25 protein-coding genes are annotated in these 24,932 nt (G+C 37.2%); 10 read left to right on the top strand and 15 right to left on the bottom strand.

What is annotated here, in order from left to right:
* Window positions 1-28 precede the first annotated feature (28 nt).
* On the bottom strand, window positions 29-589 hold the full coding sequence (locus ACSVH5_RS12535) for a hypothetical protein (protein ID WP_438061753.1): 561 nt from the start codon (window positions 587-589) through the stop codon (window positions 29-31).
* 74 nt (window positions 590-663) lie between these two features.
* Between ACSVH5_RS12535 and der the strand changes: the two genes are divergently transcribed.
* A complete protein-coding gene (der, locus tag ACSVH5_RS12530; protein ID WP_024981997.1) occupies window positions 664-1,974 on the top strand; it encodes a ribosome biogenesis GTPase Der in 1,311 nt (436 codons plus the stop codon).
* A gap of 50 nt (window positions 1,975-2,024) precedes the next feature.
* On the opposite strand, the gene ACSVH5_RS12525 is transcribed toward der, so the two are convergent.
* Complete coding sequence (locus tag ACSVH5_RS12525) at window positions 2,025-2,198, bottom strand: hypothetical protein (RefSeq protein WP_438061752.1); 174 nt, start codon at window positions 2,196-2,198, stop codon at window positions 2,025-2,027.
* Window positions 2,199-2,367: 169 nt separating this feature from the next.
* Entirely contained in the window at window positions 2,368-3,096 is a 729-nt protein-coding gene (locus tag ACSVH5_RS12520; RefSeq protein WP_438061751.1) for a DUF2490 domain-containing protein, read from the bottom strand.
* Window positions 3,097-3,183: 87 nt separating this feature from the next.
* Here ACSVH5_RS12520 and ACSVH5_RS12515 point away from each other — a divergent pair, with 87 nt between their 5' ends.
* On the top strand, window positions 3,184-3,972 hold the full coding sequence (locus tag ACSVH5_RS12515) for an SDR family oxidoreductase (RefSeq protein ID WP_438061750.1): 789 nt from the start codon (window positions 3,184-3,186) through the stop codon (window positions 3,970-3,972).
* A gap of 252 nt (window positions 3,973-4,224) precedes the next feature.
* On the opposite strand, the gene ACSVH5_RS12510 is transcribed toward ACSVH5_RS12515, so the two are convergent.
* The 4 genes from ACSVH5_RS12510 to ACSVH5_RS12495 all read right to left on the bottom strand — a co-directional run bounded on the left by ACSVH5_RS12510 (window position 4,225) and on the right by ACSVH5_RS12495 (window position 6,522).
* Complete coding sequence (locus ACSVH5_RS12510; RefSeq protein WP_438061749.1) at window positions 4,225-5,037, bottom strand: TPM domain-containing protein; 813 nt, start codon at window positions 5,035-5,037, stop codon at window positions 4,225-4,227.
* Window positions 5,038-5,040: 3 nt separating this feature from the next.
* Entirely contained in the window at window positions 5,041-5,478 is a 438-nt protein-coding gene (locus ACSVH5_RS12505) for a TPM domain-containing protein (RefSeq protein ID WP_159682214.1), read from the bottom strand.
* A gap of 58 nt (window positions 5,479-5,536) precedes the next feature.
* Window positions 5,537-6,124, bottom strand: coding sequence for a LemA family protein (locus ACSVH5_RS12500; protein WP_438061748.1), 588 nt, complete (start codon window positions 6,122-6,124; stop codon window positions 5,537-5,539).
* A gap of 65 nt (window positions 6,125-6,189) precedes the next feature.
* On the bottom strand, window positions 6,190-6,522 hold the full coding sequence (locus ACSVH5_RS12495; RefSeq protein ID WP_438061747.1) for a MerR family transcriptional regulator: 333 nt from the start codon (window positions 6,520-6,522) through the stop codon (window positions 6,190-6,192).
* 437 nt (window positions 6,523-6,959) lie between these two features.
* On the opposite strand from ACSVH5_RS12495, the gene alaS reads away from it, so the two are divergent.
* The 4 genes from alaS to ACSVH5_RS12475 all read left to right on the top strand — a co-directional run bounded on the left by alaS (window position 6,960) and on the right by ACSVH5_RS12475 (window position 11,888).
* Complete coding sequence (gene alaS, locus ACSVH5_RS12490; protein ID WP_438061746.1) at window positions 6,960-9,590, top strand: alanine--tRNA ligase; 2,631 nt, start codon at window positions 6,960-6,962, stop codon at window positions 9,588-9,590.
* Between the two features lie 174 nt (window positions 9,591-9,764).
* A complete protein-coding gene (locus tag ACSVH5_RS12485; protein ID WP_438061745.1) occupies window positions 9,765-10,142 on the top strand; it encodes a GxxExxY protein in 378 nt (125 codons plus the stop codon).
* Between the two features lie 172 nt (window positions 10,143-10,314).
* Window positions 10,315-11,265, top strand: coding sequence for a GSCFA domain-containing protein (locus tag ACSVH5_RS12480; protein ID WP_438061744.1), 951 nt, complete (start codon window positions 10,315-10,317; stop codon window positions 11,263-11,265).
* A 2-nt stretch (window positions 11,266-11,267) separates the two neighbouring features.
* Entirely contained in the window at window positions 11,268-11,888 is a 621-nt protein-coding gene (locus ACSVH5_RS12475; RefSeq protein ID WP_438061743.1) for a DUF4230 domain-containing protein, read from the top strand.
* 174 nt (window positions 11,889-12,062) lie between these two features.
* On the opposite strand, the gene ACSVH5_RS12470 is transcribed toward ACSVH5_RS12475, so the two are convergent.
* The 5 genes from ACSVH5_RS12470 to ACSVH5_RS12450 form a co-directional block, all read right to left on the bottom strand.
* Entirely contained in the window at window positions 12,063-13,826 is a 1,764-nt protein-coding gene (locus ACSVH5_RS12470; protein ID WP_438061742.1) for an aromatic amino acid hydroxylase, read from the bottom strand.
* A gap of 458 nt (window positions 13,827-14,284) precedes the next feature.
* Window positions 14,285-14,680 (bottom strand): group III truncated hemoglobin, encoded by a 396-nt coding sequence (locus ACSVH5_RS12465; RefSeq protein WP_438061741.1) that lies wholly within the window; start codon window positions 14,678-14,680, stop codon window positions 14,285-14,287.
* Window positions 14,681-14,750: 70 nt separating this feature from the next.
* The gene (locus tag ACSVH5_RS12460) at window positions 14,751-15,290 is read right to left on the bottom strand and encodes a DUF4136 domain-containing protein (RefSeq protein ID WP_438061740.1); all 540 of its coding nucleotides are present in this window, start codon (window positions 15,288-15,290) and stop codon (window positions 14,751-14,753) included.
* A 30-nt stretch (window positions 15,291-15,320) separates the two neighbouring features.
* Window positions 15,321-17,306 carry a urocanate hydratase gene (locus ACSVH5_RS12455; protein ID WP_438061739.1) on the bottom strand — a complete coding sequence of 662 codons (1,986 nt, stop codon included), beginning with the start codon at window positions 17,304-17,306 and terminating at the stop codon, window positions 15,321-15,323.
* A gap of 759 nt (window positions 17,307-18,065) precedes the next feature.
* The gene (locus ACSVH5_RS12450; protein WP_438061738.1) at window positions 18,066-18,257 is read right to left on the bottom strand and encodes a DUF5522 domain-containing protein; all 192 of its coding nucleotides are present in this window, start codon (window positions 18,255-18,257) and stop codon (window positions 18,066-18,068) included.
* 101 nt (window positions 18,258-18,358) lie between these two features.
* Here ACSVH5_RS12450 and ACSVH5_RS12445 point away from each other — a divergent pair, with 101 nt between their 5' ends.
* From ACSVH5_RS12445 to hemL, 4 genes are read left to right on the top strand one after another with little or no spacing between them, the layout of a single operon-like run.
* The gene (locus ACSVH5_RS12445; protein WP_438061737.1) at window positions 18,359-18,706 is read left to right on the top strand and encodes a hypothetical protein; all 348 of its coding nucleotides are present in this window, start codon (window positions 18,359-18,361) and stop codon (window positions 18,704-18,706) included.
* Entirely contained in the window at window positions 18,693-19,592 is a 900-nt protein-coding gene (locus ACSVH5_RS12440; protein ID WP_438061736.1) for a 1-aminocyclopropane-1-carboxylate deaminase/D-cysteine desulfhydrase, read from the top strand. The genes ACSVH5_RS12445 and ACSVH5_RS12440 overlap by 14 nt, the downstream gene beginning before the upstream one ends.
* Complete coding sequence (locus ACSVH5_RS12435) at window positions 19,589-20,398, top strand: glucosaminidase domain-containing protein (RefSeq protein WP_438061735.1); 810 nt, start codon at window positions 19,589-19,591, stop codon at window positions 20,396-20,398. The genes ACSVH5_RS12440 and ACSVH5_RS12435 overlap by 4 nt, the downstream gene beginning before the upstream one ends.
* 50 nt (window positions 20,399-20,448) lie before the next feature.
* Window positions 20,449-21,735: a glutamate-1-semialdehyde 2,1-aminomutase gene (gene hemL, locus ACSVH5_RS12430; protein WP_438061734.1), complete on the top strand. Its 1,287-nt coding sequence runs from the start codon at window positions 20,449-20,451 to the stop codon at window positions 21,733-21,735.
* Between the two features lie 43 nt (window positions 21,736-21,778).
* On the opposite strand, the gene ACSVH5_RS12425 is transcribed toward hemL, so the two are convergent.
* The 3 genes from ACSVH5_RS12425 to nadA all read right to left on the bottom strand — a co-directional run bounded on the left by ACSVH5_RS12425 (window position 21,779) and on the right by nadA (window position 24,772).
* Complete coding sequence (locus ACSVH5_RS12425; RefSeq protein WP_438061733.1) at window positions 21,779-22,240, bottom strand: hypothetical protein; 462 nt, start codon at window positions 22,238-22,240, stop codon at window positions 21,779-21,781.
* 67 nt (window positions 22,241-22,307) lie between these two features.
* Window positions 22,308-23,843, bottom strand: a complete 1,536-nt coding sequence (gene nadB / locus ACSVH5_RS12420; RefSeq protein WP_438061732.1) for an L-aspartate oxidase — start codon at window positions 23,841-23,843, stop codon at window positions 22,308-22,310.
* Window positions 23,843-24,772, bottom strand: coding sequence for a quinolinate synthase NadA (gene nadA, locus ACSVH5_RS12415; RefSeq protein WP_438061731.1), 930 nt, complete (start codon window positions 24,770-24,772; stop codon window positions 23,843-23,845). The genes nadB and nadA overlap by 1 nt, the downstream gene beginning before the upstream one ends.
* Window positions 24,773-24,932: the final 160 nt, after the last annotated feature.

Raw genomic sequence — 24,932 nt, 5'->3', positions numbered from 1 at the left:
GATGTTTGGGAAAATAGTTTAATTTGGTTTATTCAATTATTTTTAAAAACACTTTTTCTAAGTCGTTCATTTGTTTTTCGCCGTTGGAACGGATTTGACGGGCAATAACATAGAGTAGAAACCAAGCGAAAATCATCATAGAAAGTACGATTAAATCCCATTGTGTGGATTCTTTGAGGACATAATGTGTGTAGGCAATACCGCAAAAAACGATGAAAGTACCTGCAATCATAAAATGCAGAAACATAAATAAGGTCCATAAAGTTGGGTCTGGACCGAAGAGTCCACGGATATGGGTTTCGTTTTCGGATTTTTTTTCTAACTCGAGATGTAAATGGGGTGACCAATACCTTTTTTTATCACCTTTGATATTGAGCCAAATATGATAGCCTCTGATTTTGGCATAATAATCTGGCGATTTTTCATAGATGAATTTTTCGAATTTAGAGCGTAAAATATCCGCGTTTTCGTTGATGTCTTTGTAAAATCGTAGGCGTAATCTAATTTCGTTATCTGCGGTCATAGCTTTTGGGAAATTGGGTTTGGTATAGTTTAGTTGTGCTAATATATCAAAAAAATTGATTCTCATAGTTTTAAACACTACCTTTGCACGCCTTAACCGCAAAAGTGTGCGCTAAGGATAACTATTTGAATACGAATAAAATGAATAATATTGTTGCGATAGTAGGAAGACCTAATGTAGGGAAGTCAACCCTTTTTAATAGGCTGATACAAAGAAGAGAAGCTATTGTGGATTCAGTTTCTGGGGTAACCAGAGATAGAAACTATGGTAAAAGCGAGTGGAACGGAAAAGAGTTTTCTGTGATAGATACGGGTGGATATGTTCGTGGGTCGGATGATGTTTTTGAGGGAGAAATCCGCAAACAAGTTGAATTGGCAATAGATGAAGCCGATGTGATTGTTTTTGTGGTAGATGTAGAAGAGGGAATTACACCGATGGATGAAACGGTAGCAAAGTTGTTGCGTAAAGTGACTAAGCCTGTTTTATTGGCTGTGAATAAAGTAGATAATGCGATGCGTGAGAAAGACGCAGTAGAGTTTTATAATTTGGGATTGGGAGAGTATTTTACTTTTGCAAGTATTTCTGGAAGTGGAACAGGTGATTTGTTGGATGCTTTGATCGAAGCTTTCCCAGTGAAACCTGAGCCAGTGAAAGAAGAAGTGGTTTTGCCGCGTTTTGCTGTAGTTGGTCGTCCTAATGCTGGTAAGTCGAGTTTTATCAATGCCTTGATTGGTCAAGATCGTTTTATGGTGACGGATATTGCGGGAACTACTCGTGATGCAATTGATACAAAATTTGATCGTTTTGGTTTTGAATTTAATTTAGTTGATACTGCTGGTATTCGTCGTAAAGCTAAAGTTAAAGAAGACTTAGAATTTTATTCTGTAATGCGTTCTGTTCGTGCTATTGAACACGCAGATGTTTGTATTTTGGTGATTGATGCTACTCGTGGTTTTGAAGGTCAGGACCAAAGTATTTTTTGGTTGGCAGAGAAGAACAGAAAAGGTGTTGTTATCTTGGTAAACAAATGGGATTTGGTAGAAAAAGATACGATGTCTACTCGTGATTACGAAGAGAAAATTAAAAAGGAATTAATGCCATTTACAGATGTGCCTATTCTTTTTGTTTCGGCTTTGACTAAACAACGTTTGTTGAAAGCGCTTGAAGCGACTGTAAAAGTATATGAGGATAGACAACAAAGAATACCTACTTCTAAGTTTAATGAATTTATGTTGAAGGTTATCGAGGCATACCCACCACCAGCTACTAAAGGGAAATATGTGAAGATTAAATATTGTATGCAGTTACCAACAGCAACACCGCAATTTGTATTTTTTGCGAATTTACCACAATACGTAAAAGAACCTTACAAACGCTATTTAGAAAATAAAATTAGAGAGCAATGGGATTTTTCAGGTGTTCCGATTGATATTTATATTCGAGAGAAATAAAAGAAAAGTGAATATGAAAGGCCTCCAAAAATTGCATTTGGAGGCTTTTTTTATTTTTTAAAAGAAATAATTCCTAGCAGTAATACTAGAATCAAAATGATAATTTTAGTTGTTTCTAATGTGTTGATTTCTTTGAAGTTTTTTATCAAATCAACAATTAAAGCAATCATTAAGAATATATAAACAAAAAGAGTCGGATAACTTGTATTTATATTTTTTTTCATCTTCATTTTTTTCACTTTAGAGGTTAAGGTTGTAGCGGAAAAATCATTGAAAAGTTTTTTAACAACTACATTTCTATCAAAATTTGAAGTTAAAGTATGTTCAAATATAAAGCAAAAAATATTTTAGTACTATTTTATTTATGAAAAAAAGTAAAATTTAGTAAATTGTTTACCAATACATTTTATGAAAAATACTCAGTCTTATGATGTCTCTATTGAAATAGTCGACCCCGCTAGGACGTTGTTGAAAGCTCTTTAGATACCCAAGTTCCACAGAGATATTTTTGTTGATGCCATATTGTAAGGCTGCATAGATTCTGTTTTGGTCGAAGGTGTTGTAGATGATGTTTTTCCCAGCATTTAGCATAATCTCATCGTACACGATTGCTTTTAAATAGTGGTTTTCTTTTTCCATTAAAGAATATTCTGCCTGCAATCGGTAGCGAAATCGCCAACTGAAGGTAGTGCCATCTAATAGTTCTGTCTTAGAAGCGTTGTGTATGAACCTTTCTTCAGCCTTTACTCTTTGGTTGATGGTTATTTTGTTAATATTAAATTTATACGTTATATCTTGCTGGGCTCTATATTCAGGAATTTCAAAATCATAGTCTTGTTGTGGATCTTGTGTAAAAACAGAAAAATAAACAAAGCCTGCTCCTGTTTCTATATTTGAATTCCATTTGTATCTACCTTGGATTCTAAAAACAAATAGATTTTCGGCAATTGGTTTCAAGAAAACGCGATTGTCGAATTCTGTATGAATGGACCAATGGTCGTCTAGGGTTAATACATTATAATAGCGAGTCCATAAAATACTCTGTTGATCTACTTTTTTTTCATTTTGAGCAAAAGAAAAAAGGTAGGATAATAAGAATAGGATAAGGAACTTTTTTTTCAAAATATTTTTTTTGCAAATGTAAGTCTACCAATAGAATAGTGCAAAAAAAAGGTTTTATTTTATACATTAGTAAAAAATCAAAATGTTATGAATGTAACTGAAAAAGTAATTTGGATTACAGGTGCTTCAAGTGGAATAGGAGAGGCACTAGCCTATGCTTTGGCTTCAAAACAAGCAAAACTTATTTTATCTGGGCGAAATCTGGAAGCTTTAGAGCAAGTAAGGGATAAATGCAATAGCGATGATGTTGTGATACTTCCTTTTGATTTGTCTCATTTCGATGCATCCAAGAGTACTGTTTCAAAAGCCTTGCAATTTTTTGGTTCCATTGATATTTTGGTTAATAATGGTGGAATTAGTCAACGCTCCTTAATAGCTGAAACGGATTTTGAAGTAGACAAAAAATTGATTGAAGTGGATTATTTGGGAACGGTGGCTTTAACAAAGGCGCTTTTACCGTATTATATACAACAAAAGAAAGGTCATTTTGTAACGGTAACCAGTTTAATGGGGAAGTTTGGAAGCCCGTATCGTTCAGGTTATTGTGGAGCAAAACACGCATTACATGGTTTTTTTGATGTATTGCGTATGGAACATGAAAAAGACAATATCAAAGTCACACTTATTTGTCCCGGCTTTGTACAGACTAATGTAGCTATAAATGCATTAACAGCAAACGGAGCAACTCAAAAGTCAAATGATGAAGCGACACAAAACGGAATGCCTGTGGATGTCTTTGCTTCTAAAATGATAAAGGCTATTGAAGCCAATACATTTGAAGCATATATTGGAGGTAAAGAAGTTTTAGGGATTTATCTGAAAAGATTTTTCCCTAAAATACTTCATAAATTTGTTTTAAAAAGCAAAGTGAGATAGGTGCTTAGGAAAGGAAACCCCATAAGCATCCCTATCAGCCGTCTCAAAATTGACTAAAGGAAATGAATATATAAACTAAATAGTGGTACTATTTTGCGCGCTATTAGAAAAAAGGTTTAATAGTCAAATTGAATTTAATATAAGCGTTGGGTGAAATTACTTTTATTGTGATTCATCATCTGTTAGATTTCACTTTGAAAAAAACACGAAAAATGGGTAATTTCAACCAACAAAGCAATGATTAGTAGTTGCTTACCAACTTCCGCTTGAACCTCCTCCAGAGAATCCGCCACCGCCGAATCCACCTCCGAATCCGCCACCGCCAAAACCTCCACCAGAAGAACCACCAAATCCACCTCCGCCGCCACGGCCAAGGTTACTTAAAATGATAACATCGAGTAGGCTAGGGCCGCCTCCGCCTCGGTTTCCAGAATTGCCTCCGCCCTTGTTTTTAGAGAAAATAATAATCAGGACGACAATAATAAAAATCAAAGGTAAAATAGGGAAACTTTTTCCTGAAGACTTTTTTCGTTCACCTTTGTATTTGCCTTTGAAAACATCAAAAAGTGCATCTGTTCCTTTGTCGATTCCTTTATAATAACTTCCTGACTTGAATTCTGGTGTAATAATGTTTCGGATGATTTCACCTCCAATTCCAGCAGTTAGTCGGTCCTCTAGCCCGTAACCAGGATTAATGGCTATTTTTCTATCATTTTTAGCAATCAAAATGATGACACCGTTGTCTTCTTTGGCTTGTCCTATTCCCCAAGTATGCGCCCAATTGGTCGCCAGTTGATTGACGTTTTCATTTTTTAGACTTTCAATAGAAATTACTACAATCTGAGTAGTCGTCGAATCAGAATAGCGAACTAATTTTTCTTCCAGTTGCGCTTTTTCTTCAGCACTAAATAAATTCGCATAATCGTAGACCGATGTTTGAAAACTTGGCTTTTCTGGAATAGTAAATTGTGCAAAGGTGCCGTGAAAGGTAAAAAATGCAATAAGCAAAAGGGGTATACGAAAAATTCCTTTGGAATTTGATGTTTTTAATTTGGAATTTTTCATAGGTTATCCTTTAGAAATTTCGTTTGACAATTCGTTGGTATCACCTTCTTGCCAAGGGAAATATTTTTTGAGTTGTTCTCCAGCATTTAAAATGCCATCAATCAAACCTTGTTTGTAATTTCCTAATTTGAATTGGCTCACCATAGCATCGCGAGTGCAGTCCCAAAAATCAGGAGCTACTACATCATTGATTCCTTTGTCACCACAAATCACAAAGGTTTTGTCGTTTACAGCGAGATAAATCAGTACACCGTTTTGTAATTCGGTAGCATCCATATTGAGTTCGTGAAAAACCTCCATAGCACGGTCATAGGCATCAAGAGAAGTGGTAGCTTCTATATGAACTCTAATCTCGCCCGAAGTATTTTTTTCGGCCACACGAATGGCTTCCACTATGGCGCTTTCCTCTTCTTTAGTTAAAAAGTCTTCTACTTTTGACATTTGTTTTGTTTTTTCAGTGGTATAAAAAAAGCCCCTCCTTCGGAGGGGTTGGGGAAGATTAGAATTTTACTTCCACAGGTTTTTCTGCGCCTTCAACAGCTTGGAAATAGGCTTTTTCTTTAAAGCCAAACATTCCAGCAAAAATTGAGTTAGGGAAGGTTTTTATGTGGGTATTGTAAGGTTTAACCGCTTCGTTAAAACGAGTTCTGGCAGTCAAAATTTGATTTTCAGTGCTAGCTAGTTCGTCTTGTAATTTCAAGAAGTTAGCATTAGCTTTAAGATCAGGATAGCGTTCTACAGATACCAACAATTTAGATAGTGAAGAGGAAACACCTGACTGTGCTGAGTTAAATGCGGTTAATTGTTCTGGTGTAATGTTAGTTGGGTCAACGGTAACCGAAGTAGCTTTTGCACGGGCTTCAATAACTGCTGTTAGTGTGCTTTTTTCAAAGTCAGCAGCTCCTTTAACAGTATTTACTAAGTTTCCAATCAAGTCATTTCTTCTTTGGTACGAAGTATTGACATTACCCCATGCTTCGTTGATGGTTTGTTCGTAACCAACAGCCGTGTTGTTAATTCCTTTCACCCAGCTATAAATTCCAAATATCACTACAGCTCCGATAATCCAAGGCAAAAATCTTCTCATGTTTATTTAATTTTAAGGTTTATTATTTAGTGTTTAATTGTATTCATTATTCCCCTATTTAGGGATTAAAGTTCATTTTTAATATTCGTTAATTGTACTTTTATGGCTTCTAATTTTCGAATGATGTCAAATTTGTCCAATGTTTTCTTTTGTCCTTCTTTTAAATGAGTTTTGGCCCCTTCTAAAGTAAACCCTCTTTCTTTGACCAAATGATAAATCAGTTGTAAATTTTTGACATCTTCGGGAGTAAACATTCGGTTGCCCTTGGCATTTTTTTTGGGTTTTAAAATATCAAATTCATTATCCCAGAATCGAATCAATGAAGCGTTAACACCGAATGCTTTGGCCACTTCGCCAATGCTGTAATATCTTTTTTCAGCCGATAATTCTATATGCATTGTAGTTTTTTGTTGGTCGATGAATGGCTCAGAACACCCATCAACTCTAGTTATTATAAAGAGTTTTTGAAGCTATTTTTTCATTATCAAGTGTGCATTTTATTTTTGCCTTAGGGTAAAATACCCTATTTTTGCAACCTGTAAATGAGTTAGTCGAACAAATTTAATAAATGTTTCATTCTATTGCTCCTTTTTACGTAAATAAAAAAATAAGGGCCTAATCCAGCTATTCGTTGCAAGTTTTCGGTTACAAGCCTTTTTTTTCTAGCCATGTCAGGAGCTTCCGTTGGTCGCTCTGCCCTAGCAAGAAAAAATAGTCTTCTACTCCTCAAAGCTTTCCACTACTATCTGGGGCAAAAGTTGAACGGTTTCATTACGATTTCGTTTTTTCGAAACATAGTAAGATCCATCAACCGATAATCGATTAATAAACACCAATGAAATCACAAGACGTACGCAAGCAATTTTTAGATTTTTTCGAAAGCAAAGGACATTTAATTGTTCCATCTGCTCCTATAGTTTTAAAAGACGATCCAACTTTGATGTTCAATAACTCAGGAATGGCACAGTTCAAAGAGTATTTCTTAGGCTTAGGGACACCAAAAAGTCAACGTATTGCCGATACTCAAAAATGTTTGCGCGTTTCAGGTAAACATAATGATTTGGAGGAAGTAGGTATCGATACCTATCACCACACCATGTTTGAAATGTTGGGGAACTGGTCTTTTGGCGATTATTTCAAGAAAGAAGCCATTCATTGGGCATGGGAATTGTTAACCGAAGTCTATAAAATTGACAAAGACATATTGTATGTAACTGTTTTTGAAGGAAGCGTTGAAGAAAATGTTCCTTTCGATCAAGAGGCTTACGACATTTGGAAAACATTAATTGCTGAGGATCGAATTTTATTAGGAAATAAAAAAGACAATTTCTGGGAAATGGGAGATCAAGGCCCTTGTGGTCCTTGTTCCGAAATTCACGTAGATATTCGTTCAGCAGAAGAGAAAGCAGTAATTGATGGTAAAGAATTAGTCAATGCTGATCATCCTCAAGTGGTGGAGATTTGGAATAATGTATTCATGGAATTCAACCGTAAAGCGGATGGTTCTCTTGAAAAATTGCCAGCACAACACGTTGATACGGGTATGGGATTTGAGCGTCTTTGTATGGTTTTGCAAGGAGTACAATCGAATTATGATACAGATGTGTTTACCCCAATCATCAGAGAAATCGAGACGATTACTGGTACAACCTATACCATTAAAGCTTCCAATGAAGAAGAAGAAAAAATAAATATTGCGATTCGTGTTATTGCAGATCACGTTCGTGCAGTTGCTTTTGCCATCGCTGATGGTCAATTGCCATCCAATACAGGAGCTGGATATGTAATTCGTAGAATTTTACGTCGTGCTATTCGCTATGGATTCACTTTCTTGAATACCAAAGAACCTTTTATCTATAAATTAGTGGATACGTTAAGTGCTCAAATGAGTGCTTCTTTCCCTGAAATCCGTTCTCAAAAAGCGCTATGTTCTAACGTAATTCGTGAAGAAGAAAGTTCATTTTTGCGTACGCTAGATCAAGGTTTGGTTTTACTAGATGCAGTGATTGCCAACAATGAAAGCAAAGTGATTGATGGTAAAAAAGCCTTTGAATTGTATGATACCTATGGATTTCCAATCGATTTAACAGCTTTGATTTTATCTGAAAAAGGATTGCAATTAGACGAAAAAGTTTTTGAAGAACAATTACAATTGCAAAAAGAACGTTCACGTGCGGCTTCAAAAGTTACGGCTGGTGATTGGAACGTAATTGTAGAAGATGATATTCAAGAGTTCGTAGGCTATGATCGTTTGCAACATCAAGTAAAAATCACAAAGTACCGAAGAGTAGAGAGTGTCAAAGAAGGAGAGATTTATCAATTGGTATTTAACGCAACTCCTTTTTATGGGGAAAGTGGAGGACAAACTGGCGATAAAGGGTATTTAGAAGCTAGTAATGGCGATATTACTTATATTATTGATACTAAAAAAGAGAACAATCAAACCATTCATTTGGCCAAATCACTACCTGGTAATTTAACCGATACTTTTCAAGCTATTGTTGATGTGAAGCAAAGAGCAAGAACTTCTTCTAATCATACTGCGACTCACTTGTTGCATCAAGGATTGCGAAAAGTTTTGGGTACACATATTGAACAAAAAGGTTCTATGGTGCGTTCGGCTTCTTTACGTTTTGACTTTTCGCACTTCTCTAAAGTATCAGACGAAGAATTGAAAGAAGTTGAAAACTTCGTTAACGCAAGAATTCGTGAAAGTTTGCCATTAATTGAGAAGCGTGGAATTGCCAAAGAACAAGCGCTAGAAGAAGGAGCTATTGCTTTGTTTGGAGAAAAATATGGCGACTTGGTGCGTATGATCAAGTTTGGAGATTCAGTAGAGCTTTGTGGAGGAACACACGTGACGAATACTTCTGAAATTTGGCATTTCAAAATTGTTTCAGAAGGAGCAGTGGCAGCAGGTATTCGAAGAATTGAGGCAATTACAAGTGATGCAGCCAAAGATTTCTTTGAAAGCCAATTAATTTCTTTTGGAGAAATGAAAGAAGTATTGAAAAATCCAAAAGACCCAATCAAAGCTATTCAGGGATTACAAGATGAAAATGTACAATTGAAAAAACAAATAGAAGCCTTGCTAAAAGACAAAGCCAAGAATATGAAAGGCGAATTAGCAGCAGCTTTCCAAGAAATAAACGGTGTTAAATTCTTAGCGCAACAAGTAGATTTAACGGCTGAAGGCGCGAAAGATTTGGTGTATGAATTAGGAAATTTAGGTAACAATATTTTCATTGTTTTGGCAACTGTAAATGAAGACAAACCAATGTTGACTTGCTATATTTCTAAAGAATTAGTAGCCGATAAAAATTTAAATGCGGGACAAGTAGTACGTGAATTAGGAAAACACATCCAAGGAGGCGGTGGAGGACAGCCGTTCTTCGCTACAGCTGGTGGGAAGAACGCAGCTGGTGTTCCTGAAGCATTAGAAAAAGCTATTGAGTTTGTGAAGTAGTTCGCTAATCTTTTAGACAATAATATCTCGCAAAGACGCAGAGCCGCAAAGTGTTTATTGAATACCTATTTGATAAGCTATAGAATTTGCTACTCTGCGTCTTTTTTTATTTTATGAATAAATGGCATTATTTTTTTTGAAGGAATTTTAGTATTTTGTATCAAAATTACAAATATGACTGAAAACGAAATTTCTAGAATTGTTGTTAATGTTTGTTATAAAATTCATACTAAACTTGGGCCAGGATTGTTGGAGTCGGTTTATGAGGCTATACTTTATTACGAATTGACTAATAGAGGATTAAAAGTTGAAAGACAGAAGCCATTACCAGTAATTTGGGATGAAGTATTTTTGGATATAGGTTTTAGAACTGATTTGATTATTGAAGAAAAAGTGATTATTGAAATAAAATCGGTTGAACAAATAGCTAATGTCCATCCTAAACAACTTTTGACCTATCTGAAAATAGCTGGAATGAAATTAGGGTTGTTGATTAATTTTAATGAATCATTGATTAAAAACGGAATTACAAGAATTGTGAATAATCTTTAGCCAATAACTCTTTGTTTAAGGATTATTTCTCTCAAGGATTTTACTAAATTTATCTCACAAAGACGCTAAGGGCAAAAGTAGAGTTGTATTTTCTTTGCGACTCTGCGCCTTTGCGAGAAAATGAGTTTTAAACTATTTTTATTTTCAATGATCAAAACTTGAGAGAAAAACTATGAACTTTACAACGAAAATACCCATTTTCCAAAATATCAAGCCAATAGATTATAATTCTAACATTGTTTCTTTAGGTTCTTGCTTTGCTGAAAATATGGGGGATAAATTGTGCTATTATAAATTTCAAACCCAAGTGAATCCTTTTGGGATTATTTTCAACCCATTTTCTATTGCAAAACTTATAGAGAGAGCTGTGGTGCAACGCTATTTCACAAAGGATGATATTTTTTTCTTCAACGAAAGATGGCATTGTTATGAGGTGCATTCAGATTGTAGTACCACTACTTCTGAAGCGCTATTGGATAATTTGAACCAACTTCTTTTAGATACCCAAAAGCAATTGCAAGAGGCGACGCATATCATTATTACCTATGGTACTTCGTGGGTGTATCGACATATTGAAACCAACGCTATTGTAGCAAATTGCCATAAAGTACCACAAAAACAATTCAGTAAAGAGTTGTTGTCCATTGATAGCATCCAAAAAGCGATTCAGAATACAGTCTCTTTGATTGCCACTTTAAATCCGAAATGTAATTTTATTTTTACGGTTTCACCCGTTCGGCATCTCAAAGACGGTTTTGTCGAAAATCAGGTAAGTAAAGCGCATTTGATTGCTGCAATTTATGCAACAACAAACACTAAACAACAAACATTAAACTATTTTCCCAGCTATGAAATTATGATGGACGAGCTCAGGGACTATCGTTTTTACGCCGATGATATGATGCATCCTAGTTCAATGGCAATTGATTATATCTGGGAACGATTTGTAGCCACTCAAATTGACGAAAAGGCAAAAGTCACAATGGAATTGGTTGAGGCCATACAAAAAGGCTTGGCGCATCGACCATTTAATCCTTATTCAGAAAGCCATCAAAAGTTTGAGGCAAATCTGAAAGAAAAAATAGCTACATTAGAGGCACAGTATTCATTTATGAAATTTTAGTTATGTTGAAACGCATTTTAATTGGAGTTGGAATAGTAGTTATTGGCTTGTTGTTGTTCAAATACTGCGATTTTAAAAAAGAAAAAGAGGACGAGTTCGATTACAATACGAATCTCATTCAGCAACAAATTCTAAATGTGGGGAAATTGGTGGTGACCGAAGGACATTTTTCGGAAGTCATCACGTTTAAGAATTCGAATAAGTACTTTTTGGATATGATTTCTTTCGAAAAAAAGGCAATCGTAGTGGTGAATGCCAAGGTGACCGTAGCTTATGATTTGCACCAAATGAAATACGACATCGATGAAAAAAACAAAACCATAACGATTCTTTCCATTCCAAAAGAAGAGATTTCGATTTATCCTGACATCCAATATTATGATGTAGAGCAAAGCAAACTCAACGAATTCACAGGAGCCGATTACAACAAAATCAATAAAACGGTTAAAACTAGAATGGCTCAAAAAGTAGACAAATCGTCATTGAAGACCAATGCTAAAAATCGTTTGGTAAGCGAAATCTCCAAAATGCTCATCTTGACGAATACTTTGGGTTGGAAATTACAATACAACGGTGAAGTCATCGAAAATGAAAGCCAGCTAAAACAGGATTTGAAACTGTAACAAAATAAATTCCAAAAAAATAAATTCCAAATTCCATAAAAAAAAAATTACTCAGCAGTCTGTGTTTTAAAAATAGAACCGCAAATTCGCAAATTTTATTTCAATATTAAATTTTGCGAATTTGCGGTTTTTTTTGCTAGGTAGTGGTTAATTGAGAATCTGTGCTAGAGAATTTTAGTGAACAGTTTCCTCTTTTTCAAAAATCAATTCTAAACCATTTGAAATTAATTGGGCAACTTCTGGACGCTGTTTTTTAAGATTTTCTAGATGAGAAAGAATCTTGGTAAGCAATTGCGTTTCGTTTCTAGCTTTTAAAAGTTCTGCCAATTCTACACAAAGCAACCAATCAGTTGCGTGTTCTTCTTTTAATTTTTCAAAAATGGGAGCCAATGAGGTCGTCGTTTCTTTGGTCTCACGGATATTTCGAACGGTACGATACAATACTTCTAAGGCATCTCGTTCCTGTGAGGTTGAAGCTTTGATAGTTTTGCTACTTGGTACGTGAGCAATCAAATCAAAACTATTCACATCCGCAGGGCCAGAAAAAGCCGAAACTAATTTCTTTCCTACAGCCATATCATAAGTTCCCCATTCTGGACGGAACAGAACCGTATCACCGTGGGTAACCGTACAGTTTTTGAAAGAAATCAAGATGATTTCACCGTGGAGATTTCGTTTCCCAGTTATGATTTCCCCAACGACTTTGATATTGCCTTCAAATTCCAAAGTAGCGGTTTCTCCTTCGTAAATGTCGTAGGCTTTTAAGTCACGTGGACTCATATCTTCAATTGCGAGGTTGATGCCTTTGAGTTTCCCGATAGGGCTGCCAAAACCTTCAAGGTGAGCAGCAGTTCCGTGTCCTACTAATTCTTTTTCGCGATTGGCCAAAGCTGTTTTTCCAGTGGTTTGTAGGTAAATCGGTTTGCCTTCGTGTTCGATTACGTTGGTAAAAACACCAGAAATCTGTAAACCAGTACTCAATTCAACGGTTCCCAAAGCTTTGGAATTGATGAGTTTTTTGATGCCAGATAAACCGCCTGTTCTCAAAGCCATGGTGTTGGCAAACTCTTCTAGAACCAAACTCAAGTAAGCAAAATCAGGTGTTACATAGAGTTGAGGTTGTACTTTAGTAATATCAAAACTTTGTTGTGCTGCTTCTATAGTATATGGCAGTTTTTTTACGTTATCGGTCATACACCAAGCGCTTTCACCAATGGAAGAAAGCAAACCAGCCCCATAAATTTTTGGGTTTTCAAGCGTGCCAATTAAACCGTACTCCACGGTCCACCAATGTAAGTTTCTGATTTGAGCCATTTCTGATAGCTCACCCATATTGTTTTGCAAATCTTCTACTGCTTTTTCAGCAGCTTCTATTTCGCTTTGTGGGGTTCCTTCGGCTTCTTTTAGAATGGATAACAAACGGATGGCTTCATACATTTCGTAATCTTTGTGCGAAGAGATGGCTTTGCAACCAATTTCGCCAAAACGACGCAAGTATTCCGCATATTCTGGATTGGCAATAATAGGAGCGTGTCCTGCACCTTCGTGAATGATATCTGGAGCAGGAGTGTATTCGATGTGTTCCAATTGACGAATATCTGAAGCAATCACCAGCACATTATAGGCTTGGAATTCCATAAAAGCGTTGGGTGGAATAAAACCATCTACAGCTACGGCGGCCCATCCAATTTCGGATAATATGCGATTCATACCATACATGCTCGGAATCGAGTCGATTTCGATGCCTGTTTTCTTTAACCCTTCGAGGTAGGAACTGTGGGCGACCTTGGATAGGTAATCCACGTTTTTGCGCATCACATAGCGCCAAACGGCTTGATTGATGGGTGTGTAGTCTTCGTAATCTTGAGGTTTGATAAACTGTTTCAAATGTTTCGGTAATCGCTCGATTAGGGGATTACTTTCTATTTTTGCATTCATATCGAAATCGGTATAGTTTTTTGTAAAAATACAATTTCGAATGATTGTTTTTAGGTTTTTATTGGGTATTTTTAGTAAACCAAGTGTTTTTATAGGATTTTAACAATGGTTTACTTTTTAAAAACTATCCAATTGAAAGTCCTTTAGCCCCGACAGTAGCGGAAATCCTTTGGTGTCGGGGTTCGGTACCAAAGATTACTTCGTCTGTTCGCTATCGCTCGGGTGTAGCGGATGGCGGGAACCCATGTTGGCTGAGAATGCCTTTTGTTTCGCTCCTGATTGTAAGGCTAATTTTCTTAGACACAGATGACACAAATTTACACAGATTAAAAAACTGATTTTGTAACTATTCAGCTTGTTTTGCATTCAATTGCCTCAAGCTAAAGTTGGAGGAAATGAATGTTTAAAGAAAACGGAATAGTTGCCTGATTTTATATGGTATTGTCTAGGAAACAGTACTATTTCAATTGGTCTCTTTCGGCTTGTCTGAAATACTCAATCTTATAATTGAACATTTCGGCCATATTTTTGGCTCTTAGCTTAGCTTCATCGGCGAGTGGACCTACAAATAAGCTGTCGATAGTGCTGGTGAAAATCGCCATCCAGCGGTCGAAATGGGTTTTGTCTACTGGCAATTGCTTGTGTGGCGGAAACGGACTTCCTGAATAGGTGTGAACTTCGAGCAAAATGGTTTGCCAAAAACGGTACATTTTCTCGAGATGTTCTAGCCAGCGATAGCCTATTTTTTCGTTGAAAACGGGGCCAATAGCCGCATCTCGGCGAACATTTGTATAGAAAGTGTCGACCATTTTTTTGATGTCGTCTAGGTTTTGTATGTCTTTAGAGGGTGTCATAATATATAAATAAAAAAGCCTATGCAAAGATAGGCTTTTAGGGTAGTATATGTTTTAAATAGGGTAAGTGTTATTTTTTTACCGGAGGATATTGTGCTAAAATTTTTCCCACAAATTCAGCAACCACCTCGTCTTTTTTGTCGACATTTTTAGTTAAAGTGCCTACTCCTTCACCTTGCCAAATCATTTCTTTCTTTTTAGCATCGATAAGGTCAATAAACAAAGTGCCTTCTGTTGAGGTAGTTACACTGGTTTGGTTGCCCATACCCATCATCCAAGGGTTCCAACCCCAGCCCCAGCCATAACCCCAGCCAGCGTTGAATTGGTTCACATTAACTTCCTCTCTTGATTTGGTAAAAATATTGATTAACAAATCAGGCGTTTCGCTTTTGGTAAATCCTTTGGCAGTCATTTGTTGGTCAATGGCTCTCAAAATACGTTTTTTGTCCAAATCAGAAATCTCTACTTTGTCAATGCCTGGTTTGTAATACGCATAGGTTTTATAGGGAGTAAAATCTACATTCTTATCGTAATCCGAATACACTCTAACGGAACTACAAGAACTAAAAAAAACAACTAGCACTAAGGCAAATAATGATATAGGTTTCATATGGATATTGTTTAAGTTACAATTAAGATTTTACAACAAATGATCTTCAACAGCATTCGGAAGTGTCACTTTTAGTAAAGGTTCTACTTCCATAGCACGTTTGATAGCAAATATAGCTCCTTCATTTCTGGCCCAACTTCTTCTTGAGATACCGTTGTTAACATCCCAAAACAACATTGAAGCCAAACGTTTTGAAGCTTCTTTCGTACCATCAAGAACCATACCAAAGCCACCATTAATCACTTCGCCCCAGCCCACACCGCCGCCGTTGTGAATGGAAACCCAAGTAGCGCCACGGAAACTATCGCCAATCACATTATGAATGGCCATATCAGCGGTAAATCTAGAGCCGTCATAGATATTCGAAGTTTCTCGATAAGGTGAATCGGTTCCTGAAACATCGTGGTGATCACGACCTAAAACCACATAACCAATTTCGCCTTTGGCAATAGCTTGGTTAAATGCTTCGGCGATTTTAGTACGACCTTCGGCATCGGCGTATAAAATTCGCGCTTGAGAACCTACTACTAATTTATTTTCTTGTGCACCTTTAATCCACTGAATGTTGTCCTGCATTTGTTGCTGAATTTCTTCAGGAGAGGTTTCCATCATTTTTTCTAAAACTTCGCAAGCAATAGCATCTGTTTTGGCCAAGTCTTCTGGTTTTCCTGAGGTACATACCCAACGGAAAGGACCAAAACCATAATCAAAACACATCGGTCCCATAATATCTTGCACGTACGAAGGGTATTTGAATTCTCTACCAAGCGTTGGATTTTCGGCCATCACATCAGCTCCCGCTCTTGAGGCTTCTAACAAAAACGCGTTACCATAATCAAAGAAATACGTGCCTTTTGCGGTATGTTTGTTGATTGCCGCTGCGTGACGACGTAAAGTTTCTTGCACTTTTTCTTTAAAAAGTTCCGGTTGGTTGGCCATCATTTCATTGGCTTCTTCAAACGAAATGCCCGCAGGATAATACCCGCCAGCCCACGGATTATGTAAAGAAGTTTGGTCAGAACCCAAATCGATATGCATATTTTCTTGGTCAAAACGCTCCCAAACGTCTACGACATTACCCAAATACGCAATAGAAACGGTTTCGTTGTTGGTTTTTGCCAAGGCTACACGTTGCACTAAAGCGTCTAAATCTTCAATCACTTCATTAATCCAACCTTGGCTGTGACGAATGTGGGTAATTTTTGGATTTACTTCGGCGCAAACGGTGATACAACCCGCAATATTTCCCGCTTTGGGTTGCGCGCCGCTCATGCCGCCCAATCCAGAAGTTACAAATAAACCGCCTTTCGGATTCTTTTTTATTTTTCTAAAACCATTCAAAACCGTGATGGTTGTGCCGTGCACAATACCTTGTGGACCAATGTACATATAACTTCCAGCCGTCATTTGTCCGTATTGCGAAACGCCCAAGGCATTCATTTTTTCCCAATCGTCTGGTGCCGAATAATTCGGAATCACCATTCCGTTGGTTACCACTACTCTCGGCGCTTCTTTATGCGAAGGAAACAATCCCATCGGGTGGCCCGAATACATCGTCAACGTTTGCTCATCGGTCATTTCCGATAAGTATTGCATCGTCAAAAGGTATTGTGCCCAATTTTGAAATACCGCACCATTTCCGCCATACGTAATCAACTCGTGCGGATGCTGTGCCACGGCATAATCCAAATTGTTTTGAATCATCAACATAATAGCTTTCGCTTGCTCGCTTTTTCCTGGATATTCGTCAATCGGACGCGCGTACATTTTGTAATCAGGGCGAAAACGGTACATATATATACGACCGTATTGCTCTAATTCTTGCGAGAATTCAGGGGCTAATTCCGAATGATGTTTCGGGTCAAAGTATCGCAACGCATTGCGCAACGCCAATTTTTTTTCTTCAGCTGTCAAAATCTCTTTGCGTTTCGGCGCGTGATTTATGGCAGCATCATAAGGCTTAGGTTGTGGTAAAATATCTGGAATTCCTTGTTGAATTTGTTCTTTAAATGTCATCTTTTTTTGTTTTTACAATCGAAAATAAAATAATAGCGATACTTTTTAGTAAGATTTGGGCGAGACCCCAATACCCCAAGTGGCCTATGCAGCGTTGTCGTGATGCGGCCACTTGCGGTATTGCGGTCGGGCTATCCACGCTACTTCGGTAGCCAGTTCCTATCCCTCTCGCGACCCGTAGACCAAGGACTTTTGGCTTCCAAAACTTCTTGGGCAGTATATCGTCACCCGTTAGTTCAATGTCATGAGTTAAGAAAAAATCAATAATTTGATTGTTGATTTTTGATTAACGATTAGTTCAGCAGATTTGGAACCGTTGAAAAACAAGCGATTTTTTTATTCACCAGCACGAAATCAAATATCTATAATCGTTAATCTTCAATCAAAAATCTTTTAACGTAATGCCATTGTCGTCTCCTTCCAGTTGGTTAAAAACCGACTAAGGATACCTAATGTCCGACCGATGGTAGGACTTGTATATTTTGATTCTGTATTGTAAAGAAAGGACATCCATTTCTTAGCGTTTTTTTATATTTTGAGTTCAATCATTTCATCAAGACTAGTGAACTTTGGTAAGTCTAATATAATTTGCTCTCTACTTTTATCACCAAAGAAACACACCCCCGACCCCTCTCGAGAGGGGAGTAGCAGCTGCATTGAAATCGCGAATCTTTTGTTTTTTGTAGTTTGTGATTGCTGCTTTTATCGCACTAAATCTGACCACTAGAAAACTGACCACTGACCACTACTTTCTGCCTTCTACTTTCTGCCTTCTCCCTTCTTAAACCCTCCCGTTTTCATATCAAAACCATACGGACAATGACGGCAACCGCTTTTGCAGCAATACCCTCTTTTTAGGTGGTGTTTTTCGGTAAAACATTTATAGCCTTCGGGAGTAAAGTAAAAATCTTCACCCTCGATTAATTTATTTTCATTACTTTGCTCTAACATAAGCGACTTGTTTTTTGGGGATGTTCGTGCTACTAGAACGAATGGTGTTTTCCTTAAATAAAAGGGTGTAACAGTTGCAAATCTATAAATTTTAAAGCGAAATGATTCTTATTGTTGCTAAATATTTAATTCCAAAAGGATATAGCGGCCTCGCTGCTTTTCCGTTTGTTCTAGTTAAAAAGGCAGGATACAAAGAGAATCGCATTTTCCTCAATCACGAAAAAATACATTTACGACAACAACTCGAATTGCTGATTGTCCCTTTTTTTATTTGGTACGGCCTAGAGTTTTTGCTAAGATGTTATCAATACAAAGATAAAAATTTGGCGTATCGCAACCTGAGTTTTGAACGCGAAGCTTATGCCAACGAATCCAATTTGGAGTATCTTAAAACCCGCTCTTTTTTTCGTTTTTTGAAATACCTAAAAATGCCAAATGCAAATCATTAATCAAGAAGTAAAACTCGAATTGCCTCATCAAATCTCACTTTTTATTAAGAGAGAAGACTTGATTCATCCTTTTGTCTCAGGCAATAAATTCCGAAAACTAAAATACAATGTATTGCAAGCCAAAGCCGAAAATCATTCGGTTTTGCTCACTTTTGGAGGCGCTTTTTCTAATCATATCGCTGCTGTGGCCTATGCTGGAAAGGAGCAAGGTTTTGAAACTATTGGAGTGATTCGAGGGGATGAATTACGCGATAAAATTTCAGAAAATCCTACTTTGTCTTTTGCCCAAGAATGCGGAATGCGTTTTGAATTTGTCACCCGTGAAGCCTATCGTCATAAAACAGACGCTGCTTTTATCGAACAACTGCAAGCAAAATTTGGATCTTTTTATTTGGTTCCAGAAGGTGGCACGAACGATTTGGCCGTCAAAGGATGTGAAGAAATTTTAACCGAGCTCGATGCCGATTTTGATTTTGTTTGTAGCGCAGTGGGAACGGGAGGAACCATTTCTGGACTTATAAATAGTGCTTTGCCACATCAAAAAGTTTTGGGATTTCCAGCGTTAAAAGGGGATTTTTTACAAAATGAAATTCATAAATTTGTCAGCAATAAAAATTGGGAATTAATTACTGATTATCATTTTGGAGGTTATGGCAAAGTAACCCCCGAATTTATCGAATGGATGAATTGGTTTTATGCGCAAACGGGTATTCCGTTAGACCCAATTTATACTGGAAAAATGGTTTTTGGCGTTATGGATTTAATACAACACAACTATTTTCCACCAAATTCCAAAATTCTGATGATTCACACGGGTGGACTCCAAGGAATTGCGGGGATGAATGCCAAATTAGAAAAACAAAACAAACCGATTTTAGTACTATGATAAAACAAATTTTCTGCCTGATGGTATTGCTGTTTTTGGTATGCTGTAACAGTACTAAACCGGTTACTCAAACCTATAAAAAAAGCACAACTCCAGCTAAGAAAACAGTCGTTTATACCAAGACGCCATCTGCTAATGGTGTTGCCACTAAAAGATTAGAGGTAGTCAATCAGTACATAGAACAATACAAAGGAATTGCGATGAGCAATATGAAAAATTTCGGCATTCCTGCGAGTATAATTTTGGCACAAGGAATTTTAGAATCGGGTGCTGGAAAAAGCAGTTTGGCGGTCAATTCCAATAATCACTTTGGTATCAAATGTCATAATGATTGGGAAGGAGAAGTTGTACACCAAGATGATGATTCAGAAAAAGAATGTTTCCGAAAATACGAAGACCCAGCGGGTTCTTATAAAGACCACTCTAAATTTTTGACAACCAAAAAGCGATATGCCTCTCTTTTTTCATTGGCCAAAGGAGATTATGTGGCTTGGGCTATGGGATTGCGAGCCGCTGGATACGCCACCGACCCGCTGTATCCTGAAAAACTGATTGCCTATATTGAGCGTTATGATTTGCATCAGTACGATAGTCAGGTTTTGGGGAAAAGTGTAGTGAATACTCCCATTTCGAATCGAGTTGACAACCAAGTGGTAAACGGTGATGGCACATTGTATGAAGTCCAAAAAGGCGATACGTTGTATTCCATTTCCAAAAAATTCAATGTTTTGGTTGAAGATTTACAACGTAAAAACAATTTAACTGACAACGCCATTTCGATTGGACAAAAATTGATTGTGAAGTAAAATAGGCGTTGATATTTTAGAATTAAAAATACTTTATAAATAGTAAAAATATGATATACCAAAGAAGCAGTCAGCTTTTTGCTGAAGCGGAAAAAGTAATTCCAGGAGGCGTAAATTCACCAGTACGAGCTTTTAAAGCCGTAGGTGGCACTCCAATTTTTGTAAAAAGTGCGAAAGGCGCGTATTTATATGATGAAGATGGTAACCGTTTGATTGATTACATTAATTCTTGGGGGCCAATGATTTTGGGACACGCCTACGAACCCGTTGTGGAGGCTGTAACCGAGCGTGCCAAATTAGGAACTTCTTTTGGAATGCCTACAGAGTTGGAAACCAAAATTGCTGCTTTGGCGGTTTCGATGGTGCCGAATATTGATAAAATTCGTTTTGTGAATTCGGGTACAGAAGCTTGTATGAGTGCCATTCGTTTGGCGCGTGGCTTTACCAAAAGGGATAAAATCATCAAGTTTGCAGGTTGCTATCACGGTCATTCCGATTCGTTTTTGATTGCAGCAGGTAGTGGCTTAAGTACTTTTGGAGTACCCAATAGTCCAGGTGTAACCGAAGGAACTGCTAAAGATACTTTGCTGGCTCGTTACAACGATTTAGAAAATGTTAGCGCTTTGATTGAGGCTAATCCTAATGAAATTGCAGCCATTATTGTAGAACCTGTTGCAGGAAATATGGGTTGTGTACCGCCACTCAACGGATTCTTAGAAGGTTTACGTGAGTTGTGTTCTGCTAATGGAATTTTATTGATTTTTGATGAGGTAATGACAGGCTTTCGTTTGGCAGCAGGAGGAGTTCAAGAATTATACGGCATTCAAGCAGATATCGTTTGTTTTGGAAAAGTAATAGGTGGTGGATTGCCAGTAGGGGCTTTTGCTGCTCGTGAAGAAATTATGAATTACTTGGCACCACTAGGTCCCGTGTATCAAGCTGGAACTTTATCAGGAAATCCGTTAGCGATGGCGGCTGGATTGGCAATGTTAGAAGCCTTAAATAACGACAGAGCTGTATTTCAACGATTGGAAGAGAAAACCGCTTATTTAGAAGCAGGAATTCGTAAAGTGCTTACTGCAAATGGAGTGGTTTTTACCATCAATAGAGTAGGCTCAATGATTTCGGTGCATTTTGATGCGGAGCCTGTAGTCGATTTTCAAACGGCTGCTAAAGGTGATAACGCAACCTTTAAAAAATTCTTCCACGGTTTGTTGCAAGAAGGTATTTACATTGCACCATCGGCGTATGAAACGTGGTTTATTACAGATGCGTTGACTTATGAAGATTTAGATGTGACCATTCAAGCTATAGATAAAGTATCGAAGACTTTCTAAAAATAAAAAAGGGGTTGTCAACGTTTTGACAGCCCCTTCTATTTTAATTTTCATCTGCGTTTTGCATTCTTCTTTCTCCTTTTATTTCACCTCTTTTTTCGAGCATTTTTTCTTTTTGAGTTTCTCTATCTTTCTCCCATTTCGTAAATTGTTCAGGTGTTAAAATCGATTTCATTTTGGCGTCCATAGCCTCTTTTTCGGCTTTCATTTTTTTTGCTAATTCTTTTCTTTCTTTAGCAGATTCAGGCGTTTGGTCGTCTTTTATTGCATCTCTTTTGGCTTTGAAATCGGCTGCTTTTGTTCCTTGTTCTGCCAGTAATTTTTTCACTTCTTCTTTTTGTTTGGAGTCCAAGTTCAAATCTTTAGTCAATTTGTTAAGATGTTTCTCTTGACGTTGTTCTGGAGTCATTTTCTCCATTTCGTTACGATTGGGTCTCTCTTTTTTTTGCTGAGCCACACAACTTAAGCTTACTACCAATAAGGCAGCCATAATTACTTTTTTCATCTTACTTTTTTTTGAGTTATATTCTTTAGATAATAAATTAATCAAAAGGTTTAATGTTAACAAAACCTTAGCTTTTTAACTTCTTGATTTTGAAAAAGCCACCGCGATTTTCTTCTCGTAAGATAGAATGCTGAACAATGAGGATTCCTATGGTAATCAGATTTTTCAATTCATAAAAAGCGGTATTCCCTTGATAATTTTGTTCAAGTTCTAGGAGTTCTTTTAGCCAATGTTTTAACTGTTTTTTGGCTTTTTTCAAATCGTGATTGTTTCTCACTATTCCCGCGTGACTTCGCATCAAAAGTTGTAATTCACTTTTTATTTGACTCAAAATAGAATTGGTAATCAAAGGCAAGCGGTCTTTGTAGATTTTGGAGTAAACGGGTGTTTTGCTTACTTCTAGGTCAGGGTTTTCAGAAAGGTAATCATAAATTGCATTGGAATAAACCAAAGCCTCCAGCAGGGAGTTGGAAGCTAACCTGTTGGCTCCGTGCAAACCCGTTCTAGAGCATTCACCACAAGCAAAAAGACGTTCTACAGAAGTCTTACCATTAGCATCGACTACAATTCCGCCACAAAGATAATGTTGAGCAGGCACGACAGGAATCCAATCTTTTGTGATGTCGATACCAATGCTTTTGCAATGTTTATAAATCATTGGAAAATGAGCGATAAATGCTTCCGAATCCAAGTGGGTACAATCTAAATAAACACATGCGTCTCCTGATTTTTTCAATTCAAGATCGATACTTTGCGAAATAATATCTCTCGAAGCCAATTCTTTTCTTTCGTCATAATCTTCCATAAAACGATGGCCGCTTTTGGTGCGTAGATAGGCACCAAAACCGCGAACAGCTTCAGAGATTAAAAATTGAGTTCCTGATGCATTATGAAATAAGGCTGTAGGATGAAATTGAATAAACTCCATTTCGGTGATAGTGGCGTGAATACGGTTTGCCATAGCAATTCCGTCGCCTGTCGCAATAATGGGATTGGTGGTATGTCCGTATACATTTCCTATGCCGCCAGTGGCTAGCAAGGTATAATCGGCAAAACAAGGAAAAATAGTTTTGTCTTTTTGATTCAAAACCTGAACGCCCAAACAACAATTGTCTTCTGCAATCAAATCGATAGCAAAATGATGGTCGAGCACGGTGATGTTTTCTTTGAGATATACTTGCTGTAAAATTGCGCGTTCTATTTCAAAACCTGTTTGATCTTTATGGTGTACTACTCTATTTTGTGAATGCCCTCCTTCTTTTCCTAAGTCGAAATTGCCTTGTGCATTTTTGTCAAATTGCGCTCCCCAATTGATTAATTCTTGTAGGCGTTTTGGTCCTTCAGAAATTACTTTTCGAACCACGGCTTCGTCGCACAGACCATCGCCACAAATTAGGGTATCCTGAATGTGTTTTTCGTACGAATCTTCTATTTTGTTGGTTACTATAGCGATGCCTCCTTGCGCATATTTTGTGTTCGATTCTTCAGCATTGGCTTTGGTAACGATTGTGATTTTTTTTTCCGGAAAACGCGTGGCCATTTTTAAGGCAAAAGTTAGTCCAGCCACACCAGAACCGATAATTAAATAGTTGGTTTGTGTCATTAGTTGGAGAGTTCAAGCATACGTTCTATAGGTACTAAAGCGCGTTCTCTGATGTCTTCAGGAACGATAATTTCGGGAGTTTCGTGGAGCAAACAATCGTACACTTTCTGGAGTGTATTGACTTTCATATAGGCGCATTCACTGCAAGCACAAGTGTTGTCCTCTTCGGATGGAGCTGGAATCAAGATTTTATGAGGCACTTCTTGTTGCATTTTATGCAAAATACCTGCTTCGGTAGCAACAATGAACTTAGTATTTGGACTGTTTTTTACATAGGTTATCATTCCAGCAGTGGAGCCAATGTAATGGGCTGTTTTTAGAATATGCGTTTCTGATTCTGGATGCGCTATGATTTCGGCATCAGGATTTTGTTTGTACAATTCAACTAACTTGTCTAGAGAAAAAGCTTCGTGAACCACACAAGAACCGTCCCAAAGCAATAGTTCTCTTCCTGTTTTTTGACTAATGTATTTGCCTAAGTTTTTGTCTGGAGCAAAGATAATTGGCGTTTCTTTTGGAACTGATGCAACAATTTTTAAGGCATTTGCCGAAGTACATACGATATCGCTCAACGCTTTTATCTCCGCCGAACAATTCACATAAGTAATCACGATATGATTGGGATGTTGGGCTTTGAATTTCCTAAACAAGTCTGGCGGACAAGAATCGGCCAAGGAGCATCCTGCATTGAGGTCGGGCAGAATTACTTTCTTGTTAGGATTGAGTATTTTGGCTGTTTCGGCCATAAAATGAACCCCTGCAAAAAGAATAATAGGAGCATCAACTTTGGTTGCCTCTTGTGACAAACCCAAGCTATCGCCTACATAATCAGCAATATCTTGTATGTCTGGCTCTTGATAATAATGCGCTAAAATGACTGCATTTTTTTCTTTTTTTAGCGCTATAATCTTTGCTTTGAGATCTTTCATTTTTTTCTTTTTTTAGTATGTGAAAATTGTTGTAGAGGAATGTAAAAGCATATCAATCTCATATTTATAAGAAATGATAATTATCTGTTTAAGAAGGTGTTCTTGATTTTACAAGAAACGAAAACTGTTTTTTTAGCATCGTACTTTCCATTAATTTATT

This window comes from Flavobacterium sp. RSSA_27, from assembly GCF_051547125.1.
Lineage (GTDB): Bacteria > Bacteroidota > Bacteroidia > Flavobacteriales > Flavobacteriaceae > Flavobacterium.
Note: the sequence above shows the minus strand (reverse complement) of the source record. Positions and strands in the feature narration are given on the sequence as shown.